Consider the following 24,474-nt stretch of genomic DNA (forward strand, 5'->3'; position numbering starts at 1 on the left):
GCGCTGTAACTCAAGCTTTTTCGTCACCTTCGATGGTAACCTTCCCCGTTCGTTTACCTGCTTTCGCTAAATCTCTAAACCATCACGTCCAATGGTAACCCAGCCAGGTACGCCGTTCTCCATCAGCCACCGGTCAAGATCATGGTTAAGATGGGTGATAATAAATTCTTTTGGATGCAGCTTTTCATTCAATTGACGTGCCGTTTCCAAATTACTGTGATTTTCGTTATCACTGTCTGGAGGAAAAGAGCAGTCCATCACTATGGCATCTAGAGGAGGTCGCTCCATTAGCCAATCTAATGTTTGTGCTGGCAAACCATTGCTGTCGGTCAAATACGCTACGCTCATAACCCCATATTCAAATACGAACCCTATGGTAGGGCGGGAATGCTTCATCGCGAGCGGCGTGATCGTTAGTCGATTAATATGAAATGATTCGCCATGCTTTAATAGCGGTTTAAAGTCCAAACATCCCGAATGCTTCAGCAGATCAGCACAACCTTGCGGATCATCCGGACACCAGACGGGAATAGGCGACGTGTTACCCCACCGTAAGTGAAACAAGCCTTGGACATGATCAACATGAAAATGGGTAAGCAGGAAACCATGGTAGGTTCCGGCGGCAAAACGGGAATGCAAATCCATCATTCCAGCATCAATCAACAGGCGCTCCTTTACACCACCTCGACCCCATTCAAGCATGGCCGAACACGGTTTTCTTTCAAACGCAGCCTGCTCCCTCGCCCTATTGCATGCGATACATTCGCATCCGTACAACGGAACGCCTCCTGCGGCTGCTGTTCCCAACAACGTTAATCTGAGCATCTATATTCCCAAAAAATAAATTAAAGAGCGTCCGTTCACCAAATCAAGCTTGGTCATATATACCCAAGTAACCGAAGTGATAGGATTTAGCATCCTTTGTTGAAGTTATGAGCAATGCATACCTTGTTCGTTATCGTGATCTTTTCAAAACAGGATGACATCGAGAATAACATCAATAAATCAGCCCAGAGAGCCTATCAAATCGACCTTTTTCAGGTTACTAGGGGATATCAGTGTCCGCTCAATATAGTTGGGATTGATATGTAGAGGCAGCCCTTTGAGCGCAAGTCGCCGAGTTCAGTCCAACGCTCTAGTCACGAGCCAAAAACCACAACAACGCGACAAATGAACTCTCGTACATGTTAACTGAGATCTATGTCATTCTGTTTTAAACGTGCTTTTAAAACTCTTGACGAACAGAAAGGAATTCACTGCAAGTCTCTTAGAGGAAAGTGCGGTTAAAATGAGCCAAGTTTACGGCAATCTATCTTAGAAGGATCTACGAAGGAAACGGGGTCGACGACAGGGAGTGATTGCGAAGTCTGAGCGCTGTGGCAATATAGCGAGAACAGCTTACTAGCCCAAACATCATGTACTTCATCAATAAAATCATGCACCTCAACCACGCAATCATCTATAAAGATGCCGCTAAGGTGCGAGAATGGAGACCGAAGAATTGGTGTTAGTAACTCACACGAATTTCAACTTCATATGGGGTTTTCAACTGAACGGACTCACCACTGCTTTCAATCATTTCACTCGCCAATACTTCGCCAGAAAATTCGGTCTTTCTGTTCTCAATCATGTCCTGCCAAATATGGTCAAGGTTCAAAACCCGTGCAGCGCTAAAGCCTTCAAGAGTTAGCCTGACACAGTGTTGCCAATCATTACCTTTGCCTGATTTTTCATACTCCGTTCCAGCACTAGCAATAGATCTTTTCGATATAACTGCGACAGCAAACTCAGCAACTTCCTGTTCTTTCCATGTTTTCATCGAGCGCGCCTCTAATATTTACAGGGTGAATATCATATTCATTTAACATTCTCTTGAAAAAATTATAGACACTTATTTGCATATTGTTTTTAGATTAAGTTCGATTGCTTGGCTAGATAGGACTAATGATTGGCTGAAGCACAACGCGCTCCACATCGAAAGGAAAATAGAAAAAGGCAGGGTAAGGAAATACTGAGTAGATCTTAACGGCGCCACCAGGTGGCTAAATGCAACAGAGCAAAAAGGCCATGTCCGTAGATATACGCTTCAATTGCGCCAACAGCTGCTTTATGAATCGACAAAAAATCTGGTGCCAACGTACTACCTTTAGCAAACAATACAAACCACCACGATCCCGTAAAAATAGCCAAGAACAACGCGAGCAAACCGAGACCTTCGACGGTTGCGGCCAACCCACCATGTTGAGGCTCTGGCAGATGCCATTTAACCAAAGCTCGAATATCTTGCTGAATCGCCGCAAACCTCCCATATGCCCAAGGGTAGAGGTCCGACAAATGGCGTCGATTGATAACAACAATGAAAAATATCAGGCTTACGAACATCAAACCGAGTCCGCCATACATGTGTAATTCATCGACAAGAGTGATCTGAGTGTGTGTTGTGTCGCCATGGACATGCATACCAAATGACGTGGCTATTTGATAGATCACCCATGTCATGGTCAGCATATGCAACCACTTTTCGGATTTTGGGAGTTGAGAAAAAAGGTAAGAGAGCCCTCTTAGCGTCTTGTTGCCAACATCGTGATTCATCATTTCTAGCTTATTTGGTGGCCCAAACAAAAGTATATGAAGGATCAGACTCCTCTAAAGTCATGGTTACGAGACAAAACTGAATCTTGAAAAACAAAAATCGGCAACCAAAGGCTACCGATTTCTATTATCACGTTAAGCGTTTAAGCTTGTGATATGCCCAAACAACCTGAAGATGCAGGATTCAGGCTGTTTACGTCATCCTAGCATTACTGGCCTGCATTCATCGCCTTAAGCTTGTCACCAACAGGGCCAGAAAAATTATAGCCGTCATGTTGATCCCAATTAATCGACCACGTCATCACGCCACCAAAGTTCGGATAGTTAAACGCAGGAACAACGGTGCCACAACTTGTGCGTTTGGTTAAACAATCTAGTGCATCAACGATGTTACGTGTTGGCGCTTGGCCGGAATTGGCAGAGCTTGGTCCTGACGGTAGACCAATAGCAACTTGATCATCTCGAAGCGGCATAAACTGCGTACCATTTGCCAATTCAAATCCTTCGACCAACATCTTAGACTGGGCAACCATCATATCTACAGAGCCTTCCGGTGCTGCACCTGTTAGATACGGGTTAGGCAAACCACCATTGTTATAAAGCTGAACATGAAGCAGATCAAGCGTATCTCGCAATGCATCAATCAACGGAATGTAAGCGCCCCAAATACCAGTATACGCTACCATACCACCCTGAACATATGGGTGTTCAGGTGCCATTGTCAAGTACATATCTCCGCCCATGTTAGCTTCGATTTGTTTCAATGCACGTGGCAATCTTGCCTGAATTTCAGAGCCATGAACCAGGTTAGAGCCGCTTTCTAGGTCAATATCCAGCCCATCAAATCCCCACTCTTTAATGATGTCGGTTAGGCTAGAAACAAACGCCGCTTCGTCGGCATCAGTGTTAAGTGTAATGGTGCCTTCCGCTCCGCCCAAAGACAGAACAAACACTTTTCCTTTCGCCTGCAACGCTGCCATTTCTTGCTTAAACACTTGCGGATCTAGCGGTGCACAACTGCTACGAATATCGCCGTTGTATAGATTGAAATGCACAGTACCGTTACTATTGCGGTCGTTTTCCGCAAATGCGATATCTATAATATCCCATGCTTCCGACATTTCGCTAAGCTTCAACGGACAACCCGCACCATTCACGAAGTTATGCCAGTAGCCAATCAACTTATGTTTTACCGCTGATTGTTCGAACACCTTCACTGTCACACCCTGCGTTGAAGCTGTTAAGCCGCTGCTGTCCGTTGCCAAAGCTGACACGGTGAAGCTGCCCACACCGCCAGGCGTCCAGTTTGCGCTGTATGGCGCACTGGAATCCGTTGCGACGACCGAACCATCAACAAGGAAATCGACTTTAGTAACGCTACCACTAAGCGCACTCGCTTCTGCCGAGAGTGACACGACTTTACCTAAACCAAATGAACTGCCCGCAGCAGGAGACGTCAAGCTCGCCACTAATGGCTGATCACTCACGTTAACCAGTACACCTGCGGTTCCCGTGTTTCCTTCGTTATCGGTGGCCACCGCACTTAGGCTCAGTTCTCCCAAACCTTGCGCTAACCAATTCACGCTGTAAGGTGCTGTTGTATCAACACCAATGCTTTGTCCCGCAGCAAAGAACTCAACACCGTCTACACTTCCATCAGCATCCGTTGCATCGACCGATACCATCAGCGATTCACCGGCAAGCAGCGTGGCATTATCTGATGGCGCAGTGAATGTGACGGTGGGAACAATGGCGCAGATACCTAGCTCGGTCCAAGCGTCTGTCCAATATTGACCATTTTTCGGTTCATATGCCCAAGCAGAGCTCGAAGAGCACCAGCCTGCAACATCACATTGATATTTATAATTACCGTTTTGGACAATCGCGCCAGCGGCATAAGAGGTTCCAGCTTTGTATGTTGGAACGCCAGCACAACCACCGCCCACAGCTTCACCAGCAACATTTACAGTGACTTCACCCGCCCAAGCAGAGAGACCATCTTGATCAATCGCTTTGGCATTAAAGGTGTGACTGCCTTCTGTCGCTAACCAGCTCAATTCGTAGGGATCAGTATCGTCTTTACCAACCAATTGGTTATCCACATAAAAATCTACACTCGCGATCGGACCATCAGCGTCTGATGCGGTCGCTTGCAGCAATACGTTGTCACCCACTTTGAGTTGTGACGTGCTGATAGGGTTAGTCAATTGTGCCGTTGGCGGGAAACCAAAATCAGCAGGAACAACGCTGACCTGCACGCTCTGCTCACTGCTTGCGCCTTCGTTGTCTGTTACCACCGCTTTGATCGTGAACTGCCCTTCTGTGGCGAGCCACTCCAAGGTATATGGTGCGACATTTGCCACACCAACACTTGAACCATTCGCGAAGAATTCCACGTCACTCACCGAGCCATCAGTGTCTGATGCGGTTGCTGAGAGAGAGATGGTGTCACCGTCTGTAAATTGGGCATTATTGAGTGGGGAGGTGACTGAAACTACAGGGATAGCGTTACCCGTGGTGGAACATTGACCTAAAGCTTCCCATTCTTCCCATGGGCCTGAGTTCTCAGCTGGATTCTTTCCAGATGTCCACCACTTAGCTTTAAAGGCATTTCCTTGATGAGTGACTTGTGTGCCGCCGTTGTATACGTCTTTCGTATCCCACGTAGGTAGAACGTTACAATCTACCGCCCACGCAGGCATTGCTGCCGTGATACTCAAAGCGACAGCTGAGTAAACCATTGTTTTGCGCATAATGAATTTCCTTATTCGATAATAAGATACAGAGGATTTCCACTTTTTTCTTTCCGTGAAATATCCCAAACCCATCATGGTTAAATTTCATGCTTCCCTCCAAGTCTTGTGCGCGTTTTTTGTTCACATTTGCTACATCATTTCAAAGCTGCGGCGCAATCAATTCAGTTATATCATTCAAAATTCAGACATCAATACGGTTTAATTTTCTTAATGTCTCATTGACTGCACTGATGACAACGTGCGTTTTGGGTTATCACTTATACCTAAACAAGGAAGGTTTACTGGCCGATAAAACCGTAAGTAAAGGAAATGCAATCATGATGAAATGCAACAAGTTCCTCAAAGGAATATCCCTGTCGGTCGTTTGGATAACCCTGTCCATTTGCTCAGTGTCGGCCAATGAAAACGCAGCTGAAGTATGGCGCTTCGGTCTCGAAGAAATTGAGGGGTCGGTTCAGGATATCTACGCACAAGCATTCAAGCGCAAAATAGAAGACAAATCTCAAGGAGAGATCGTCGTAGAAATATATTCCTACGGCATGTTGGGTGAATCAGAAGATTTAACAAACCTGACGGCCAATGGCACGCTTCAATTGACTCATGCTTCAGTGGGTATTCTAGGCGCACAGATCCCCGAAGCACAGGTGTTCACCATCCCCTATCTGTTTTCCAACAACGATGACCACAATCAAGCCGTGCTCGCCAACAACCCTGCCATATACGAAATACTCGGTAATGCCCTTATCGATCAAGATCTGCGCTTGATGACACTCTACCTTGAAGGCGACATGGTTTGGTCGACCAACAAACTTATACGAAAACCAAGCGACTTCGCCCAGTTTAAGATGCGAGTCATGAACTCATCATTAGTGATAAAAACCTTTGAGTTATTAGGTGCGACAGCTATCCCAATGCCTTATTCACAGGTGTATGGCTCGCTGCAAGCCCATATCGTAAATGGTCAAACCAACCCGATTTTTTCGATTGAAGAGATGAAATTCTATGAAGTAACGGAGTATCTGATATGGGCTGGACAGCAGAAATTCACGACCTCCGTGCTGGCAAATCAGGCGTGGTATTTAGCTTTACCTGCACCACACAAACTTATTCTCAACGAGACTATTGAAGAGCTCACACCCTATATTTTTGAGCAGCAGATTGCGCTTAACAACACCCAATTAGCGGCCATCAAGAAGTCAAAGCCAAGTATGGCGTTAATAAGGCTGACGAAAAAGGAACAAGCCTTGTTTAAAACGATATCTACGCCTATTCGACAGCAATTTATTCAGAACAGTGGACAACCCGGTCAGCGTTTACTTGAAGCATTAGACAAGGCGTTAGCCACTGAAAAATAAAGGGGGTCGCCCGTATGTAAGCAGCAATACTTAAACAACCTTGTGTGCGCTTATATTTACTATCATCACTTTCTATCAAAATAGGCACGTTAATCTGAAGTGATGGTGATTCAGGTATACAATACAAAGAGTTCGCGTTGGGTTTTAAGGTGTTACTGAATTGAAAGTGGTCAGCTATTTCGTTTTTGCGTTCGTTATTACGTTCACATCAAATGAAGCTTTTGCAAACAAAAAGAACCTTGAATTTGTCGATGCTATAAAACTGCATGGCTACATCGATGGTTACGGCAACCTACGCCTCAAAAATTCTAATATGACGCAACTCCCAGAGCCACTCGATGTAAAAGGCTTCCTCGATATTCAAGGCAGTAACATTACTCAATTGCCTGCAGAACTCACCGTTTCAGGCTATCTAAACGCTTCACACTCGTCACTCACTCGCGTACCGAAAGTGGATGTTGGTGGCTACATGAATTTCACTGGTTCAAAAGTTGCGGCTCTGCCTGCTGGATTGAAGGTAAAGGGAGACTTAAGTTTGGTTGATACGCCGATCACAGCACTACCAAGGCGGCTTAATGTACAAGGGAATCTGTATTTATCGAACACGCGTATTGCTAGCCTTCCGCCAGATCTGCGTGTAGGAGGCGACCTTTATCTGAGAGGAACTAACGTGAAAACAATTCCTGAGTCGGTACGTATTGGTGGCAAGGTTTATCGGTAGTCTCTCACGCTACGCCACTTTTTTCGCATCGCGGAACTGTGCCATTTGAACAGAGTGGAGTTTTCTTCGCAGTGCAATCCCGTAGCGATACATCTTGCGCCCTTTTATCCTCTTCTCGCCTTTGTGTTTAATCACAACGAAGAAATTGGGCATAGAATTGACTCTTAGCTCACACTGGCCTTCATCTAGCTTCCATTCAGAAACAAAACCAATGCCCTTCTCAGAAATATCTGTGATGGCAATATTCACGCACGGCAAAAACTTATGAGCCCAAAGCAATTGCCCTTTTACTCGTGGATTGCATATAAACCGCCGCCAACGGCGTACTTCTTTCATCAGTGAACCAATTGCAGCATATCAATTGATGACATATTAACAAGCTAAGCGTCGCTCGTTCGATACAAAGGTGAGACAGAAAATCACTCAGTTTTACTCGTCAGGAGCCGCCTCATACAACTCCAATGGCAACCCATCAGGATCGCTAAAAAACGTAAATCGTCTAGACGTATACGGGTCAATACGAATGGGTTCACAATCCACGCCTTGCCGTTTCAACTGCTTCACCACCCGCTCAACGTCCACACATTGAAACGCTAGATGCCTTAGCCCTTGCGCTTCGGGATAAGATGGCCTTTGGGGACTATTGGGGAAGGAAAACAGTTCCAACTGTCTGCCATCTGGCAAACCGATATCCACTTTCCATGAGTCTCTTTCGGCGCGGTAATGCTCATCCAGCAAACGTAAACCCAACACATTAAGATAGAAATGCTTTGCTCGCTCAATGTCGCTCACAATCAACGCAACATGATGTACACCAGAAATCATACTCATGACTTTCATACCCACAAAATTTGCCAACAGGTGGCAAAATTTACCACCAACGATACTGCATTCAATCAGAATCAATCAGACTCTTTTATATTGTACTTGTAATTCAAATAGTTAAGTTATTTTAACTATTGGCATCGAGTTTGCTAATCATTTAGGTATGTCATAAACAAGATCCGATGCACCAGATTGCAAGCCAGAACGGCTGCCACAGGGAGTTTCAGAATGTCAGTACCCAATCGAAAACACCAGTACATGTTTGGCTTTACGATTTTCACCATAGGTTTCATCGCCGGAGTCGCTGTGCTGACACACGCATTCAACTAGCCAACCTCGTCGTTTGTTTCAGGCTGGATTGACGTGATTCGCCTTCATGACAGTGAACGCGAATGGCACTATATACATTCGGTTCTTCCGCAGCTAAGGTGATGAAATAACGTTTCTTAGTGTCAGGAAGCCAAATGTCCGCGATCGATTTCAGCAAAAAAGTTAGTCTCGCCCGCCCTCACCCATTTGGAAGCGATCTACAAAGAGCTTTAGAAAGTGATCGGGGACGCATTATCAATTCAGCCCCAATACGTCGCTTACAGCAAAAAACCCAAGTCTTTCCGTTAGAACGAAACTCCGCCGTTCGCAGTCGCCTCACGCATTCACTCGAAGTGCAGCAAGTCGGTCGTTTTATCGTCCATACCATTTACGACAAATTGACCGATGAACAGAAACGACAATATGGGCTCTACGGGCTTGATCGCGCTATCGAATCCTTGGTGGAGATGGCCTGTCTAATGCACGATATGGGTAACCCGCCCTTTGGTCACTGCGGTGAAGATGCTATAAACCGCTGGTTTGAACAACACCTGACTCAACTCAAACCCATGGAGGAGTTGGTTGAATCACTTCCAGCACCATCACTTAATCCCATTGTTCATGAGCTTTGCCACTTTGACGGTAACGCTCAGGCAATTCGATTGGTTCACTCACTTCATCGTTTCAACCTGACTTACAGCCAAGCCGCGGCGGTATTGAAGTACACTCGCCCCGCCACTGAATCAAAACAAGAAGTGCCTGAGAATAAAAGCTATCTCACCAAGAAAGTCGGTTACTACGCAACAGAAGCCAGCTATGTGGAAGACATGATGGCAGCGCTTGATATGGCGAAATACTGTCGTCACCCCCTGAGCTATATCATGGAAGCCGCCGATGACATCTCTTATTGCTTAGCGGATCTTGAAGATGCTGTTGAAAAGCGGATTCTGTCGCTTGAAGCGCTTACAGACCACCTTAAACGAACTTATGAGAGTATCGAGCCAGACAATCGCCCGATCAAAGGCAACCAAACATTCAATGATCTTTTGAATCGTGTTTATGACGAAGCTCAAGTTGACGAAATCAGTAGAACCCACAAATTTTTCATCAAGTTACGTGTCGTGATGGTACATCCACTGGTTAACCACGCCGCAAAACAATTTACCGACCATATCGAAAATGTCTTTACCGGTGAATTCAACCGTGCATTGATCGAAGACGATAGCCAGTTTCACGCTATCGCTAAAACGTTTAAGCAAGTTGCTATTAATCACGTCTTCAATGATCAAGAGGTGGAAACACTAGAATTGCAGGGTTACAAGATTATTGGTGGTTTGCTCGATCAGTACCGACCTTTACTTGAACTACCAAGAGAAGATTTTCTGAAAATCGTTGAAGGTGAAGGGCGCTACTATCCCGTTGAACGGAGACTATTCAACAAGCTCTCACGCAAACATGTTGCTGCTTATACGCTAGCTAGGAAAGAGCAAGCCACCATAGCAAACCCTGCCTTATGGGAGTTCTACCTTCGTTGCCGATTACTGCAAGATTATATAAGTGGCATGACCGATCAATTTGCTTTTGATGAATACAAATCACTCATGGTGAGCGGTTAGTCCACGGGTGCTATCACGCCGGAAAGACATAGCCATAACCGCGAAGAAATACCTCGACACTTTTGCGGAGATAAGCACGACGAGTCGCCTCGTCTTCGCCCGCATCGAAGCCAAAGAATCCCCAATATACTGGGCGCCCATGCAACATAAGTAAAAGTTGCATGGCAGCGCCTTCTGTATCATCACAATAAGGAAGAAGCCCATTCGCAACCAATTTATTGAAATAGTCACTGAGCAACATGACATTTCGCTTCGGCCCTTGCTCTAGAAATATCTTGGCAATTTCAGGATGAGTATCAGACTGGCGAATCGTGTTCTGAAACGTATTACGCGCCTCATCGCCGAGCAACATACTTTGAAAAAGCCAAGCGTATTCATTCAACACCTCACTGGCTGAACGCTCATCACTCATCAAGTCCCAATTCAAACCTGATTTCATGCACTTTTCGATGATGCAGGTTTCAAAGAGTTGGTCTTTATTAGAAAAGTGCGCATATACCGTTTGCTTGCTCACTTGAGCATGTTCGGCGATCGCATCCATAGAAATGCCATAGCCTTGCTTTGAAAAAAGCTCTATCGCAGCACTAAGGATCTGTTTTCTCTTCTGCTCTTTACGCTGACTCAGATGCGTAGTCATTGGTGTTCCTTGAATGAAACGTCCTAAAATTATTACCCAATCAAACTAGACAGTCCAGTTTGATTGTTCTATTTTTAATCAAAGTGGACTGGACAGTCTAGTCTAATATTAAACGGACATTGAGTATTTCGCCATGCATAGGTTTGCCCGCTCGCTTGTTTTTGTCACTACGCTCTCGCTTCTATCAGCATGTGGAAGTGAAAGCAACGCAGAGACCGAAACACACTCAGAGAATATTCCTGTTGTCACAACGCTTGCTGTCGAAATGTCTCCCGGATATAGCGTGAATCGTGAATTTGTCGGCACAGTACAAGCGGGACAAAACGCAAAACTAGGTTTTGAGCTTGGCGGAAAAGTAAACGCTCTAATGGTCGATGTTGGTGACTCAGTTAAAAAAGGCGAACCATTAATCGCCTTAGACACCCAATTGTTAGATACCGAAACTCAGCAATTATCAGCACAATTAGAACAACTCGATGCCCAACTCGCCCTCATTCAAAACAACCTCCAGCGCCAACGCCAATTAAAGAAAAAAGGGTTTAGTGCAGATGCAGAGATTGATTCCCTGACAAGCCAGCGCGACGCCTTAAAAGCCAATGTTCGACAACTTGAAGCGTCGTTGGCATCCACCGAGTTACGAAAAGAAAAATCCACCATCTACGCTCCGTACAACGGGAAGATCAGCCAAAGATTCGTGTCGCATGGCGATGTCGTTAATGTTGGCGCTCCAACCCTGACGCTTTTAGCCGATTCACAGAAAGAAGCGCAAATCGGCGTTCCTGTCACCGTGTTAGCTGACGTCAACCAAATGTCTCATCCCGTTATTCGCGTTCGCGATGAGCAATACCCTGCCACATTATTGAATCCTGGCGCAGACATTGATATGCGATCTCGCACTGTCACATTGCGGTTTCTACTTCCTGAACAAACATCTGTACTGAATGGCGAACTGGCGTACCTGCAATACAACCATCACACGCCTCAACCGGGCTTTTGGATGCCCATCACAGGCATCACTGACGGCCTACGCGGGATGTGGAACGTTTATGCAGCCCTGCCCTCAGACGACGGAGAGCATCACATTTCACGTCGTTCGGTGCAGGTTCTTCATGCTGACGACAGCAATGCGTTTGTTTCTGGAGCGATTGGCAACGGGGAATTGGTGGTTATAGAAGGCGTACATCGCATCGTTTCCGGCCAGCAGGTTAACGTCGCAGCGGAGAAATGATGATGGAGAAGCTGCTTAAAAATACCCGATTAATCGTTCTGATGACGGTTCTATTGCTGGTTTCAGGACTCTCAGCGCTATCAACCTTGCCCCGCGCCGAAGATCCGGCACTGATTAATCGATGGGCAACCATCACGACTCCCTACCCAGGCGCTAGCGCAGAGCGTGTAGAAGCTCTGGTTACAGAAGAAATTGAGAATTCACTTCGCGGACTCGACGAAATCAATCTGATTGAGTCTCAATCTAAACCCGGGATTTCAGTGATCACGGTTGAGCTCAATGACGACATCATTAATGCAGAGCCAATCTGGTCAAAAATCCGAGACAAGTTGGGTGATGCTACACCGCTACTACCACAAAGCGCACTAGAGCCGCAGTTTGACAACGATCATTCTAACGCCTTTACCTATATCGTATCCCTGCAATGGCAAGGCGATAGTAACCCAGATCCGCTGATACTCGGGCGTTACGCCAGTGAGCTAGCTAAGCGATGGAGAAACCTCTCCGATACAGACTTTGTTGATGCTCATGGTCTGCCTGATGAAGAAATTCTGGTAACGCTTGATGTCGCCGCATCTAGCGCATTGGGACAATCAGCGCTCACCCTCTCGAATGCCATCTCTGGCGCCGATGCAAAGAATGCTGCGGGTGAACTCCACAGCAAAGACAATCGCTTCCAACTCGAAGTGGCGGGAGCGCTTGATTCTGTTGACCGCGTTAAGCGTGTACCTATCGCTATCGATGACAATGGCTTTCTCGTTCGATTGGAAGACATAGCAAGCGTCGAAAGAGCTGCCGCTACTCCCCCCTCTCAAATTGCGATAATTGATGGTTCTCCTGCGATTCTTGTCTCAGCCCGCATGCAAAGCGATATTCGAGTAGACCGCTGGACTGAAGCCGCAGATGCCATGCTAAATGGCTTTCGAGCCGAGCTGCCAAACAATATTTCTCTAGAACCCATTTTCAAGCAAGCACGCTACACCGAAACGCGCCTTTCAGATCTCGTTCAAAGCTTGTTGATGGGCTTTGGGTTGGTGCTCATTGTCCTATTTATTACACTGGGGTTCCGCTCCGCCCTGCTTGTCGCATTGTCCCTACCAATAGCGTCAGCATTTACGCTCGCCATGATGAGTTTTACTGGGCTCCCCATTAACCAAATGTCAGTAACAGGTCTGATTGTATCGCTCGGGATCATGGTCGATAACGCCATTGTTATGGTCGACACGATTCAGCACTACAGACAAAAAGGGGTGAATAGGTTCGAATCAGCAATGCGCGCGATCAAACACCTTTGGTTACCTCTTCTAGGTTCAACCCTGACAACAATTTTGGCATTCGCACCCATCTTCTTAATGCCAGGGCCTGCTGGCGAATTTGTCGGTGCTATTGCTATTACGGTCAGTTTCTCTCTTGTCGGCTCGTACATGGTGTCGCAATTGATTGTGTCGGCATTTGCTGCGCGTTGGCTTCCATCCGGCGAATCCAGTACGCGTTGGTATCATGCTGGTATCTCATTGCCTAAAGTCAGTGCGATGTTTCGATCATCAGTTCGTGGCGCAGTGCGCTTTCCATTGATTGCCATTCCATTGGTATTGATTGTGCCTGCGTCGGGTTTTTGGGCTGCGGGACAACTCACAGAGCAATTTTTTCCACCTTCAGACCGCGATATGTTCGAGATCCAAGTCTATCTTGCACCTCAAGCCAGCATGACAGCGACACTTGAAACGACACAAGAAATTGACCGAATCATGGCGAAGAACGAAGATGTTAAAAGTGTCGGTTGGGTGGTGGGCACCAATTTCCCGTCCTTCTATTACAATATGATGGGTAGACAGCGTGGTGCACCGAATTTTGCTCAGGCCATGGTGAAAGCCAAAGATTTCGCATCCGCTAACGCAATGATCCCCATCCTACAAACGGAGCTATCTAACTCACTTCCCCATGCCCAAATTTTGGTCAGAAAGCTAGAACAAGGACCGCCGTTTAATGCGCCGCTAGAGGTACGTGTATACGGCCCAAACCTCGATAAACTGCGTGAAATCAGCGAAGAAATCCGTTTGCTGATGGCACAAACCCCTGATGTCATCAACACCCGCGAAACCATGCAACCGGGAGTCCCTAAGGTTTCTATCAATGTTAACGAAGAAGCAAGCCAACTGACGGGAATGTCACTGAACGATATCGCAACCCTACTTAACGCCTCTATGTCTGGCATTGTGCAAGGCAGTGTCATTGAAGAAACAGAATCCATTCCTGTGCGAGTCAGAGTAGATGATGCGTCGAGAACCAGTTTATCTGAACTAAGTCAGATTCGACTTCCGCTGGCACAAACAAGCGGCCAAATGGACTTACCCTTGACTGCCATTGCCGAACTAAGTGTTGAACCGAGCCGTGGCGCTATTCCACGTCGGGACGGTGAACGCGTCAATGTCATTGAAGGATATTTGATGGCTGGGGTGTTACCTCAAACCGCACTCAATGCCTTCAATCTGAAGCTTGAACAGGCCAACATTCAGTTACCTCCCAGCTATCGTATTGAATTTGGAGGCGAATCCGCAGAACGGAATGAATCTGTCAATCAGCTCATGGCGAACCTAACCATCGTTATTACCTTATTGGTTGCGGTCGTCGTCGTCTCGTTTAACTCATTCAGGCTTAGTGGCATCATTTTTCTAGTGGGGGCACAAGCCGCAGGCTTGGGCTTACTTTCTGTCTGGTTTTTTGGCTACCCATTTGGGTTCACGGTGATCATTGGGTTACTGGGATTAGTCGGGCTCGCCATCAACGCCGCCATTGTCATTTTGGCTGAACTTAAAGCAAGCCCAGTGGCCAAGCAGGGTGATAAAGAAGCGATTGTTTTCGCCGTAAGTAGCTGTGGACGTCATATCACCTCAACCACGATCACTACCATTGGCGGTTTCTTACCGTTAATCTTGGCAGGCGGAGGGTTTTGGCCTCCCTTTGCCATTGCTATCGCAGGTGGCACCCTGCTCACAACCTTACTTTCTTTCTATTTCGTGCCTGCAGCCTTTAAAATTGCGGTCTCTATCTATCCACTAGACAAGAAAAACACGCTTGAAAATCAGCAATAGGTTTATACAAAGCAAAAAAATAGCCACCTAAAAGGTGGCTATTTTTTTAACTATTGAATCCACAGCAGCTATAGCGCTGAAATAACAGGACTGGCCATCAAGCCCATTAACAGCAAAATTGGAAATAAAAGTTTTAAAATATACGGAACCCGCATGGTGGCTTTCCTTGTAATCGTTTCTCAGTGAAAAGTTACACATCGATGTGTAAATCAGTTCACATCTAACTCAACCTAACGTTGCCGAAGCCAGTTAATTATAGACACAAATTTTTAATCTCACATACGGAATTGCATACGTTTTTGGGCATCATTATAGATCCACCTCTTTTTCCTTTATGAAAAAAGGAGTTAGCTATGCAAAAAATTTCGTATTTCATCACATTTAGCATGTGGGAATTAGCTCTGATTAAGACTAATCGGGCCAATACCAGTTGGGGCCATCCAGCATACCTTGCCCTTGAACTTCTGTTTGACCCAGTACTTTCTCCAATTGAATGGAATGGCAATCTGGGTGTTCGTTTAGCGCATTGATCAAACGATTAGCATGTGAAATCACCCAAACTTGGGAGTGTTTTGAAGCATGACCGATTAAGCGAGCCAACGCAGGCAGCAGATCGGGGTGCAAACTGGTTTCTGGCTCGTTAAGCACCATCAGCGATGGTGGTCTCGGAGTCAGTAATGCCGCAACCCATAATACAAATCGTAACGTTCCATCAGAAAGTTCTGCACCGGTTAACGGACGCAACAACCCCCTTTGGTAAAATTCGAGAGAGAAGCGACCATCATCTTTGGTCACAACGCGTAGCTTGCAACCCGGAAATGCATCTTCAATTGCATGATCAAGTGCGTCTTTATCACCGATTTCAATAATGGTTTGGAGTGCTGCAGCAAGGTCTCGACCATCATGATGCAACACAGGCGTTCGCGTACCTAACTGTGGCTTTCTTGCTGGTGCCTCGCTGTCTGTGCGGAAATGATCGTAAAATCGCCAACTTCTTATCATCTCACGGACGTGAAACACTTCGGGTGCAGACGCAGGGTCTGAATGGGAATCAAACATACTGTCGTAATTTGGGATATATTGAGAGATAACCTCCCATTGTCGCCCTTGACGGATTTTCACGACACTGCCCTTACGTTCAACTAAAGAACTTGCTGGTCGGAAATAATCACCGTTGAAAATGCATTCGTGTTTAATTTCCGGATCAAACATAAATGCAGATTGTTGAGGCGTCGGCAACCCTAATGAAATGGCATATCCAAACGTCTCACTGGCAAATCCTAACTTCAAACGCACAACGTTCTTTCGTCGCGTTCCCTCTACCTCAACATCTCCTCGCCTCATTCCCTCAGAAATCTCTTCTGGCCCAGCCCAAAACGTAGAATGCAATCCTCCTTCTTCCGCCAATGAATTGACCACACCACCCGAGGCGGTTTTCGCCAGCAAACGCAGCGCTTTGTATAAGTTCGACTTACCACTGCCATTAGAACCCGTGATCAAATTTAACGGCCCAAGTGGAATAGTGAGCGACATAATGGATCGATAGTTTGCAATGGATAAAGAAGTCAGCATGGTGAGCACCCAACAATAACTGTTTTTATATACAGTATCAGTAAATGGGAAAATTGGAATAGGTTAAAAAGGTAAAAACTGACGTATCCATGGGCAGTATCCAGGTACTCGAATCGGTTCTAGGACGTCCTCGATCCGGTTGTGAGGCGCATAAATAGGGCTCTTTGACGAAACTAGGCATTATCGAAATCCAAACAAGGAATGCTTAAAATGAATCACTTCATCCTAATACTCCTATTTCTTTTTTCGCTTAATGCAATGGCAAAGGGCGTCGGTTTTTCACAGTTCGAACTTAACGATGAAGTCTCTCGACCGTTAAATGTAACACTTTGGTACCCGACACGAGACACAACACCCACCGCGCTCGTGGCAGACAATATTGCCTTTGAAGGAACGCATGTGGTGAAAGAAGCTAGCGTAACCCAAGCCAAACACCCACTCGTTTTGTTATCACATGGATACCGCGGCAGTTGGCGCAACCTCAATTGGCTGGCTCACAAACTGGCCCAACAAGGCTACATTGTCGCGGCACCCGATCACCCGGGAACCACAACGTTTGATCACACTTCCACACAAACTTCACAATGGTGGCAACGCCCGAATGACCTCGTCCGAGTTCTGAATTATTTGGAGAATGATGCGGCTTGGCAACCGGTCATTGTATTTGATGACGTGACAGCGATAGGTCATTCACTGGGCGGTTGGAGTGTTGCTCAGTTAATCGGCGCGCAATTTGATAGAAGCGCCTTCATGACGCAATGCAAAATTCACCCAAATCCTCGCACATGTGGGCTGGCAAAAGAGCTTGGGCTACATTCAGTACAAGATGGGGAACCTGAATCAAGCGACTTTTCAGATCCAAGAGTTAAACGCGTGATAATTCTAGACCTCGGCCTGGCACGTAGTTTCTCCACCTCCAGCTTAAACAAGATCCAACAACCCTCGTTGATACTCGCAGCAGGCATTGATATTGGAGATTTGCCACAAGCCATGGAATCTGGCTACCTCGCCGAGCATATTCCTCTTGAGAACCGTCGGTACAAGGTGTTTGAGAGCGCCACGCATTTTAGTTACATGCAGTTATGCAAAGCGAATGCTATTGCAGTGCTTGAGGAAGAATTCCCTGGAGATGGCGTGATTTGTAAAGATGGAATTGGCAGTGATAGACGAGTATTGCACAACCAAATATTCGACGATGTTAAAACGTTTCTGGTTCAGTAGCGGCTGCCCACGGCAACATCAGCAGCGCTCTATCACTCTCGGTACTGCCTGCAATAACGCGCTGCGCACAGGCACTAAGCAATAGACAAGTAACTGCCATACTGGCGGTTATTCCGGATTAGATCTTGTCGTGACTTTTAATGTCACGGCAATCATCGTGCCCCAAATAACACTGTTTAAAGCGTACAAAGAGATAAAAAAACCTTCTGAATTCAACATGTCACTTTCGTTGAGATGCGATATTACGCTGCTCATAGGAAACATAAGTAGCTCAACGAAACCGGCCCAAAGTTTAGCAATGAAACTCACAAATTCCGGTACATTTCCTGAAAAGCCAACGCTTAACGTAAACACCAAAAGTACGATCAAGTTAATGCCGATAAATGCAGCGTGAATAAGACTCCATTTTACTATCTGTCTCATGAAAATCGGTTTCATCAAAAGTGCTGGCTCCTTGATTCATTCATTGGTGTCGCACGACAGTCATAAACATGTACCCAAGCAACCAAAAGATGCCGGATTCAAGTTGATTGGGTATATTCAAGACGTTAGTTGGGCAGATTGGCGGTACACACTCGGGGTTTGACCCGTTATACGAAGAAATTCGCGGTTGAAGTTAGATTTAGTTTGAAACCCAGACGCCAAGTAAATATCCGTAATGTTGTCTTGTGTTGTCACCAATAAGGTTTTGGCGTGTTCAATACGATAAGCATTGATCACCTTGGAGATATTTTCTCCTTTAACTTTATTCACGGCACTAGAAAGTTGTTTAGCCGGTATGCCGAGCCGGCGAGACAATCGACTCAAGGTAATATCAGGATCACGATATGCGTGTTTAGCTTCCATTAATCCATCCAATTTACCCATGATGGCTTCCGATTCGTCGTCTGACATTTGGACATGATTCTCTGGCAATCGAAGCGAATCAGTGGTTTCAGCGGTCATTGAATCGTCTTGGGAAGTGGATTGTCTTGATGGTGAAGACGACAAACTCTCTCCTTGGTTCGCTTTCTCGCCGTTCGCCGTACTAAAACCCACAATCGCGACAGCACAAACGACCATGGGGATCAGAACCAAATACGACAACGAAATAATCAAGGGAGCATGTTCGCCATGATAGAACGCAAAATCATACGACAATGCGCTATCAATCAAAGCTGAAAACAACAACATCACACCCGCAACCCGTTCCGCGACGATCACCCTTTGTATATTAGACAGTCGCACTTCTTCGGGCACGGTAAACGATGAAACAATCAACGCACCGCCGTAGCCGAGATAGAGCGTAATAAGAATGGTGTCAGTGGCGAAGGGCCACACCGCGAAATTAAATGAGGAGACGGCGATCACGATAGGCCATACCCCATGCCAATAGGCAGGACGTTGGCTATGGTGCGCTTTAGCAAAACAATACCAAGCTGCTATTGGCAGCATTGATGCCAAAATAGGTTGAACAAAGCGCAACAATTGAAGATCAAAAGTCCAGCGCATGCCCACGATGAAAGTACATACAGCACAAAGTACGGTGAACAACACCGACTTTAAGCCTGACTTCCCCAACGTCAAAAACAGAAGTACCGCAGCAATAGCAAGCAACAGTGATACAACAAAAGGAACAGGAATAGTCAGCATTGACGACAACTTCAGATTCTTAAGTTAATGCAAAGAGTGTATAGAAAACGACCATGAGCTTAAACAAACCTGAGGTCGAATTTTTCCAGATCATGACTTATACCCAAACAACCTGAAGATATAGAATTCAGCGAGGTTTACTGACGTTATAATCAGGCTTCCCTTTAGCCATTTAGTGTTGAATGTTATCGCATGGCCTATCACAGCCAACGTCGCACTTTTTTTGTGTAATCTGGGTATTCGTCGGGGAACTGCTCGGTCAGATACATTTCTTCAGGTTCAATTTGGAACATATTCATATAGAACACGAACAACACACTGCCGAGCAAAGTGTAAAGGTTCGCAAAGTAACAGGTTGCGGCGATCAGTAAGCACAACATACCGACATACATAGGGTTTCGCGTCACTCGGTAAACACCAGACTGAACAAGAGAAGTCGAAGCCGTTTTTAACGTTGGATTCACTGTGGTTTGGTGAAGGCGAAATGCCATTACCCCAGAAACACCGAACATCACGCCTACCAGTAAAAAGGCAACCGTTAACACGTTAGAATAAGGCACCAATAAAACATTGACTGGCGAGACACTGGCGATTCCTTTCATCAGCAGTAGTATCAAAACAACTTGCACAACGGGCGGTACTTTCAGCTTTAAACTATCCATCATTCCTCCTTGAATGACCGAAAAACCATAACTTAGCGGAAAAACCTCTGCTAAAATAATATCTTATCACATCCTCATACAACCTGAAGATACCGTGTTCAGTTTGCTCGTGTATAAAACCCTAAAGGCTTGTTTCGCAACAGTCTCGCTCAGTGACGCTTTGTCATCCCTCCCTCGCAATTCTGAATTGCCATCACTAACAGGTGATGCGCCATTATGAATCCTGCATCATGAGGGATCTCTCGCTTTTCAGTTGCGGTAAATATCCCACACGCTGCACACTTTTTCAGTATGGCGTAAGGATTGTGCGGTTCAGCTGAAAACGATGGACTAACGTTTTAACATCCGCCCACAAACTGACAAGGAGGCAGGCATGGACGCCATCATATTTGAAGCGCTTGAGGCCATTGTTGGCAGTGAATTCATTATTGTTGATAAAGAAACCCTTCATCCTTATGAGTGCGATGGGTTATCGGTCTATTGTTCTCTGCCAACCTGTGTGGTGTTACCCGCCAGCACGAAAGAAGTAATGGCCATCATGGCGTTATGCCACCAGCATAAAGTGACTGTTGTGGCTCGTGGCGCAGGCACAGGGCTGTCGGCGGGCGCATTGCCCATTGAAGGAGGCATCGTTCTTTCTTTGGCGCGGCTTAATCGTATCCTTGAGATAAACAGTGAAAGCGGCCTTGCTCAAGTTCAACCCGGAGTGCGCAACCTAGCCATTTCAGAGTCAGCATCACGTTATGGGTTCTATTACGCACCGGACCCTTCTTCGCAGATTGCGTGCTCTATTGGCGGCAACGTGGCAGAAAACGCGGGCGGCGTGCACTGCCTCAAATATGGTCTCACGGTTCACAACATCGTCTCGTTAGTATTCATTACCGCACAGGGAGAACGCATTGACGTCGGCGGCAAAAGTCCCGACATTGCGGGTTTTGACTTCCTTGCCTTAATGACCGGCTCTGAAGGCATGCTAGGCATAGTCACAGAAATCACCGTTCGGCTTCTTCCCATTCCTGAATTAGCAAGGGTGATACTCGCAGGCTTCGACAAGGTAGAAAATGCAGCAAACGCCGTCAATGCACTCATCTCAAACGGCATTATTCCTGCTGGCCTTGAAATGATGGATCGATACGCCATTCAAGCAGCCGAAGATTTCGCACATGCGGGTTACCCAAAGGACGCCGAGGCACTGTTGCTTTGCGAACTCGATGGCACAGCAGACGATGTGAACCACCAATTGCAACTTGCCCAAGCACTACTGGAAGCGGCAGGCGCATCGTCACTCCGGATTTCTGACAGCGAAGAAGAACGCGCTTTGATGTGGAAGGGACGTAAATCCGCATTTCCCGCCGTCGGGAGATTGTCGCCGGACTATTACTGCATGGATGGCACCATTCCACGTCGGCAATTGGCGTCGGTATTAGCTGAGATCCACCGTCTTTCCCAACACTATGGGTTGCGTGTCGCGAACGTATTTCACGCCGGTGATGGCAACTTGCATCCACTCATTTTATTTGATGCAAACGTACCTGGTGAACTTGAACAAACCGAGGCGTTTGGTGCGGATATTCTTCGAATCTGCGTAGAAGCTGGGGGATGTATTACCGGTGAACATGGAGTTGGATTAGAAAAGATCGAGCAGATGCATCATCAATTTAATGACGCAGAGCTAGCCCAGTTTCTTCGAGTCAAAGCTGCCTTCGACCCAGACAACCTGCTTAATCCCGGGAAAGGCATCCCCACCCCAAAACACTGCCAAGAACACACCGTCATGAAACAACCTTTGTCGCAAAGAGGGTCGCCCAATGGCTGATATTTCAACGTCGCTTTGCGAACAAGTGCAAGACGCTAGAGCCGATAACACGCCGCTTAATCTCATTGGTGGTAACACTAAAACGTTCATTGGCCGTGAAGCCACAGGAAGACCTGTTTCCCTTACAGGTCACAGTGGTGTTACTGCCTATCACCCGAGTGAGTTAGTGATCACCGCTCGGGCAGGAACTCGCATAACAGAGCTCCAATCGGTATTGGCAGAACACAATCAAATGCTCGTGGGAGAGCCTCCTGCGTTTGAAGGCAAAGCCACCTTGGGTGGCTCCATTGCATGCAATATTAGTGGGGCGTCTCGCCCATTTTATGGCTCACTGCGAGACGCCATTCTAGGCGTGACCTTGATCAACGGCTTTGGCGAACCTCTGAGATTCGGCGGTCAAGTCATGAAAAACGTGGCAGGCTATGATTTATCGCGCCTACAAGCGGGGGCAATGGGCGCGTTTGGCATACTCACAGACATAAGCCTTCGTGTTATGCCAAAGCCTGAATCTGTCGAAACGTTGGTGCTCAAAATGGATACGCCGCAGGCCATTACTTTTATGCGTCAACGAGTGTCCAGTGGCTACCCATTATCTGGCGCAGCGTGGGTCGACGGTCACTTATACATCCGACTCGCCGGAACAGCACCAAACGTCGGATATTATTCGCGTAAATTGGGCGGAGAATCGCTTCCTCATCAATCACTATTTTGGCGATCAATCCGAAATTTCCGCCATCCATTTTTCAGCCATAATGGACACCTTTATCGCTTGTCTATTGATGCAGCAGCCCCCCACTTTACGCGGTTCGAGAATACCTTAGTAGACTGGGCAGGAAACATTCGTTGGGTGGTCACCGATGAAAACCACGAATCCATCAGCGAGCTAGCAAAGAACAACGGAGGGCACGTCGCTCGCTATCGTTCCAAGTCCTTTGGAAACCGCCAAAAGGACAACCATAATGGCGAGTGCTTTCAAACGCTCTCCCCGGCACACCAACGATTGCATAAGTCGCTAAAGGCAGCATTTGACCCACAGAACCTGTTTAATTCAGGTCGACTGTACTCATGGCTAGGGAGCGAGTCACAATGAAAACGAACATCGACAGCGCGTTTCTGAAATCAAAAGATGGCCAAAGAGCACAAGATATTTTACGACGCTGCGTGCACTGCGGGTTTTGCAACGCCACTTGTCCCACGTATCAAGAACTGAGCGATGAAAGGGATGGCCCGCGCGGTCGTATATATTTGATCAAGCAGATGCTCGAAGGGAATGAAGTTACAGAGAAAACCCAGCGACATCTTGACCGCTGCTTGACTTGCAGAAACTGCGAAACCACCTGCCCTTCTGGTGTCAAATACGCTGAATTACTCGATATCGGACGTAATCACATCGAATCAAGAGTGTCCCGATCTCCGAAAGAAAAGCTATTACGCTACGCGCTTACTCGTATATTTCCGCACTCAGGCTTGGTTCGATTTGGCGTAATATTGGTACGTCCTTTCCAGTTTTTATTACCTCAGTCGCTTCGCAAAAAATCACCTAAACAGCAGTTTAAGCATTCCAAACGTGACGAACTACTACCCAATCCACCAGAAGCACGAATCATGATCGGGTTTAAAGGCTGTGTTCAGCAAGCCCTTACCCCCAACACCTTGCAAGCAGCTCGTGATGTGATGCGCCATCTCGGGATTCAGCTGATCACCATCAAAAATGAAACGTGCTGCGGCGCAATGAATGCACACCTATCAGAGCACCAACGCGCCACTAAACAAGCCAAGCAAAATATCGATGCATGGTGGCCACATATAGAAAAAGGGGCAGAAGCCATCGTCATTTCCGCCTCAGGCTGCGGAATTTCCATCAAAGAATACCCAGCGTTATTGAGAAACGAACAAGACTACATGGAGAAAGCGGCACACATTGCAGCGCTCGCGAAAGATCTCAGTGATGTATTGGCAGAAGAGGATTTGAGTCAATTACCGCTTAAACAGAGTAACGAACGCGCCGCAGTGCATTGCCCTTGCTCACTGCAACACGGCATCGATCGCAAAGACAATTTGTATAAAACACTAAGCCAATTAGAGGTTGTTCAAACTGAGACCCATGAAAATCACTTATGTTGTGGATCTGCGGGCGCGTATTCCTTGTTACAACCAGAACTCAGTCAAAAGCTATTGAAGCGAAAACTTGATGCCCTGCAAGGTGACAACCCTGATGTCATTGTCACGGCGAACATTGGTTGCCAACTGCACCTCGCCTCAGAAAGCGCAGTACCCGTAAAACACTGGATCGAACTATTGGCAGAGCGGCTAGCGCCCGATGATGAGTCGTCAGTTTAGCTAGGGTCTGTTGATCTTTGGTGATGATTTTTGCTGCAGTTTGTGGCGGCTTTATACAAGGCAGAGGCTTCGATGTGTAGCTGGCCTACATGAGAAGTCG

At 46.6% G+C, this 24,474-nt stretch carries 20 protein-coding genes; 9 read left to right on the plus strand and 11 right to left on the minus strand.

Features of this window, described 5'->3' with window-relative positions; genetic code table 11:
- Nucleotides 1-66: 66 nt before the first annotated feature.
- The 4 genes from phnP to LRP50_RS08615 all read right to left on the minus strand — a co-directional run bounded on the left by phnP (nt 67) and on the right by LRP50_RS08615 (nt 5,345).
- A complete protein-coding gene (phnP, locus tag LRP50_RS08600) occupies nt 67-825 on the minus strand; it encodes a phosphonate metabolism protein PhnP (RefSeq protein WP_274164051.1) in 759 nt (252 codons plus the stop codon).
- 682 nt (nt 826-1,507) lie between these two features.
- On the minus strand, nt 1,508-1,819 hold the full coding sequence (locus tag LRP50_RS08605; RefSeq protein WP_274164052.1) for a hypothetical protein: 312 nt from the start codon (nt 1,817-1,819) through the stop codon (nt 1,508-1,510).
- Between the two features lie 203 nt (nt 1,820-2,022).
- Nucleotides 2,023-2,508: a hypothetical protein gene (locus LRP50_RS08610; RefSeq protein WP_337992908.1), complete on the minus strand. Its 486-nt coding sequence runs from the start codon at nt 2,506-2,508 to the stop codon at nt 2,023-2,025.
- Between the two features lie 293 nt (nt 2,509-2,801).
- Nucleotides 2,802-5,345 (minus strand): Ig-like domain-containing protein, encoded by a 2,544-nt coding sequence (locus tag LRP50_RS08615; RefSeq protein ID WP_274164053.1) that lies wholly within the window; start codon nt 5,343-5,345, stop codon nt 2,802-2,804.
- A 320-nt stretch (nt 5,346-5,665) separates the two neighbouring features.
- Between LRP50_RS08615 and dctP the strand changes: the two genes are divergently transcribed.
- Nucleotides 5,666-6,703: a TRAP transporter substrate-binding protein DctP gene (dctP, locus tag LRP50_RS08620; protein WP_420791211.1), complete on the plus strand. Its 1,038-nt coding sequence runs from the start codon at nt 5,666-5,668 to the stop codon at nt 6,701-6,703.
- Nucleotides 6,704-6,869: 166 nt separating this feature from the next.
- Nucleotides 6,870-7,424, plus strand: coding sequence for a leucine-rich repeat domain-containing protein (locus LRP50_RS08625; protein ID WP_274164189.1), 555 nt, complete (start codon nt 6,870-6,872; stop codon nt 7,422-7,424).
- A gap of 9 nt (nt 7,425-7,433) precedes the next feature.
- Here the strand turns inward: LRP50_RS08625 and LRP50_RS08630 are convergent, their stop codons facing one another.
- Together LRP50_RS08630 and gloA2 are read right to left on the minus strand one after the other, a co-directional pair.
- Nucleotides 7,434-7,760 carry a hypothetical protein gene (locus LRP50_RS08630; RefSeq protein ID WP_274164054.1) on the minus strand — a complete coding sequence of 109 codons (327 nt, stop codon included), beginning with the start codon at nt 7,758-7,760 and terminating at the stop codon, nt 7,434-7,436.
- 93 nt (nt 7,761-7,853) lie between these two features.
- Nucleotides 7,854-8,249: an SMU1112c/YaeR family gloxylase I-like metalloprotein gene (gene gloA2, locus LRP50_RS08635; RefSeq protein WP_274164190.1), complete on the minus strand. Its 396-nt coding sequence runs from the start codon at nt 8,247-8,249 to the stop codon at nt 7,854-7,856.
- A 464-nt stretch (nt 8,250-8,713) separates the two neighbouring features.
- On the opposite strand from gloA2, the gene dgt reads away from it, so the two are divergent.
- Entirely contained in the window at nt 8,714-10,174 is a 1,461-nt protein-coding gene (gene dgt, locus LRP50_RS08640) for a dGTPase (RefSeq protein WP_274164055.1), read from the plus strand.
- Between the two features lie 13 nt (nt 10,175-10,187).
- Here dgt and LRP50_RS08645 read toward each other — a convergent pair whose 3' ends face one another.
- Nucleotides 10,188-10,811, minus strand: a complete 624-nt coding sequence (locus tag LRP50_RS08645; protein ID WP_274164056.1) for a TetR/AcrR family transcriptional regulator — start codon at nt 10,809-10,811, stop codon at nt 10,188-10,190.
- A 133-nt stretch (nt 10,812-10,944) separates the two neighbouring features.
- On the opposite strand from LRP50_RS08645, the gene LRP50_RS08650 reads away from it, so the two are divergent.
- Nucleotides 10,945-12,039: an efflux RND transporter periplasmic adaptor subunit gene (locus tag LRP50_RS08650; RefSeq protein WP_274164057.1), complete on the plus strand. Its 1,095-nt coding sequence runs from the start codon at nt 10,945-10,947 to the stop codon at nt 12,037-12,039.
- A 2-nt stretch (nt 12,040-12,041) separates the two neighbouring features.
- Nucleotides 12,042-15,131 (plus strand): efflux RND transporter permease subunit, encoded by a 3,090-nt coding sequence (locus tag LRP50_RS08655; protein WP_274164191.1) that lies wholly within the window; start codon nt 12,042-12,044, stop codon nt 15,129-15,131.
- Nucleotides 15,132-15,542: 411 nt separating this feature from the next.
- Here LRP50_RS08655 and LRP50_RS08660 read toward each other — a convergent pair whose 3' ends face one another.
- Entirely contained in the window at nt 15,543-16,703 is a 1,161-nt protein-coding gene (locus tag LRP50_RS08660) for an AAA family ATPase (RefSeq protein WP_274164058.1), read from the minus strand.
- 210 nt (nt 16,704-16,913) lie between these two features.
- On the opposite strand from LRP50_RS08660, the gene LRP50_RS08665 reads away from it, so the two are divergent.
- A complete protein-coding gene (locus LRP50_RS08665) occupies nt 16,914-17,924 on the plus strand; it encodes an alpha/beta hydrolase family protein (RefSeq protein WP_274164059.1) in 1,011 nt (336 codons plus the stop codon).
- Between the two features lie 108 nt (nt 17,925-18,032).
- On the opposite strand, the gene LRP50_RS08670 is transcribed toward LRP50_RS08665, so the two are convergent.
- From LRP50_RS08670 to LRP50_RS08680, 3 genes are all read right to left on the minus strand, one after another.
- A complete protein-coding gene (locus LRP50_RS08670; protein ID WP_274164060.1) occupies nt 18,033-18,362 on the minus strand; it encodes a hypothetical protein in 330 nt (109 codons plus the stop codon).
- Between the two features lie 102 nt (nt 18,363-18,464).
- A complete protein-coding gene (locus LRP50_RS08675; RefSeq protein ID WP_274164061.1) occupies nt 18,465-19,556 on the minus strand; it encodes a helix-turn-helix domain-containing protein in 1,092 nt (363 codons plus the stop codon).
- Nucleotides 19,557-19,756: 200 nt separating this feature from the next.
- Entirely contained in the window at nt 19,757-20,218 is a 462-nt protein-coding gene (locus tag LRP50_RS08680) for a methyltransferase family protein (protein WP_274164062.1), read from the minus strand.
- A gap of 373 nt (nt 20,219-20,591) precedes the next feature.
- Here LRP50_RS08680 and LRP50_RS08685 point away from each other — a divergent pair, with 373 nt between their 5' ends.
- Genes LRP50_RS08685 through glcF form a run of 3 tightly spaced genes read left to right on the plus strand, consistent with a single transcriptional unit; the run spans nt 20,592 to nt 24,374 of the window.
- On the plus strand, nt 20,592-22,034 hold the full coding sequence (locus tag LRP50_RS08685; RefSeq protein ID WP_274164063.1) for an FAD-linked oxidase C-terminal domain-containing protein: 1,443 nt from the start codon (nt 20,592-20,594) through the stop codon (nt 22,032-22,034).
- The gene (glcE, locus tag LRP50_RS08690) at nt 22,027-23,124 is read left to right on the plus strand and encodes a glycolate oxidase subunit GlcE (RefSeq protein ID WP_274164064.1); all 1,098 of its coding nucleotides are present in this window, start codon (nt 22,027-22,029) and stop codon (nt 23,122-23,124) included. Before LRP50_RS08685 ends, glcE begins: the two co-directional genes overlap by 8 nt.
- The gene (glcF, locus tag LRP50_RS08695; protein WP_274164065.1) at nt 23,121-24,374 is read left to right on the plus strand and encodes a glycolate oxidase subunit GlcF; all 1,254 of its coding nucleotides are present in this window, start codon (nt 23,121-23,123) and stop codon (nt 24,372-24,374) included. Before glcE ends, glcF begins: the two co-directional genes overlap by 4 nt.
- The last annotated feature ends 100 nt before the right edge of the window (nt 24,375-24,474 follow it).

It is taken from the genome of Enterovibrio gelatinilyticus, assembly GCF_028683095.1.
In the GTDB taxonomy this organism is placed as follows: Bacteria; Pseudomonadota; Gammaproteobacteria; order Enterobacterales; family Vibrionaceae; genus Enterovibrio; species Enterovibrio gelatinilyticus.

Coding starts and splice junctions, on each gene's coding strand:
- phnP (WP_274164051.1), bottom strand. CDS start 825: ATGCTCAGATTAACGTTGTTGGGAACAGCAGCCGCAGGAGGCGTTCCG.
- LRP50_RS08605 (WP_274164052.1), bottom strand. CDS start 1,819: ATGAAAACATGGAAAGAACAGGAAGTTGCTGAGTTTGCTGTCGCAGTT.
- LRP50_RS08610 (WP_337992908.1), bottom strand. CDS start 2,508: ATGCTGACCATGACATGGGTGATCTATCAAATAGCCACGTCATTTGGT.
- LRP50_RS08615 (WP_274164053.1), bottom strand. CDS start 5,345: ATGCGCAAAACAATGGTTTACTCAGCTGTCGCTTTGAGTATCACGGCA.
- dctP (WP_420791211.1), top strand. CDS start 5,666: ATGATGAAATGCAACAAGTTCCTCAAAGGAATATCCCTGTCGGTCGTT.
- LRP50_RS08630 (WP_274164054.1), bottom strand. CDS start 7,760: ATGAAAGAAGTACGCCGTTGGCGGCGGTTTATATGCAATCCACGAGTA.
- gloA2 (WP_274164190.1), bottom strand. CDS start 8,249: ATGATTTCTGGTGTACATCATGTTGCGTTGATTGTGAGCGACATTGAG.
- dgt (WP_274164055.1), top strand. CDS start 8,714: ATGTCCGCGATCGATTTCAGCAAAAAAGTTAGTCTCGCCCGCCCTCAC.
- LRP50_RS08645 (WP_274164056.1), bottom strand. CDS start 10,811: ATGACTACGCATCTGAGTCAGCGTAAAGAGCAGAAGAGAAAACAGATC.
- LRP50_RS08650 (WP_274164057.1), top strand. CDS start 10,945: ATGCATAGGTTTGCCCGCTCGCTTGTTTTTGTCACTACGCTCTCGCTT.
- LRP50_RS08655 (WP_274164191.1), top strand. CDS start 12,042: ATGGAGAAGCTGCTTAAAAATACCCGATTAATCGTTCTGATGACGGTT.
- LRP50_RS08660 (WP_274164058.1), bottom strand. CDS start 16,703: ATGCTGACTTCTTTATCCATTGCAAACTATCGATCCATTATGTCGCTC.
- LRP50_RS08665 (WP_274164059.1), top strand. CDS start 16,914: ATGAATCACTTCATCCTAATACTCCTATTTCTTTTTTCGCTTAATGCA.
- LRP50_RS08670 (WP_274164060.1), bottom strand. CDS start 18,362: ATGAAACCGATTTTCATGAGACAGATAGTAAAATGGAGTCTTATTCAC.
- LRP50_RS08675 (WP_274164061.1), bottom strand. CDS start 19,556: ATGCTGACTATTCCTGTTCCTTTTGTTGTATCACTGTTGCTTGCTATT.
- LRP50_RS08680 (WP_274164062.1), bottom strand. CDS start 20,218: ATGGATAGTTTAAAGCTGAAAGTACCGCCCGTTGTGCAAGTTGTTTTG.
- LRP50_RS08685 (WP_274164063.1), top strand. CDS start 20,592: ATGGACGCCATCATATTTGAAGCGCTTGAGGCCATTGTTGGCAGTGAA.
- glcE (WP_274164064.1), top strand. CDS start 22,027: ATGGCTGATATTTCAACGTCGCTTTGCGAACAAGTGCAAGACGCTAGA.
- glcF (WP_274164065.1), top strand. CDS start 23,121: ATGAAAACGAACATCGACAGCGCGTTTCTGAAATCAAAAGATGGCCAA.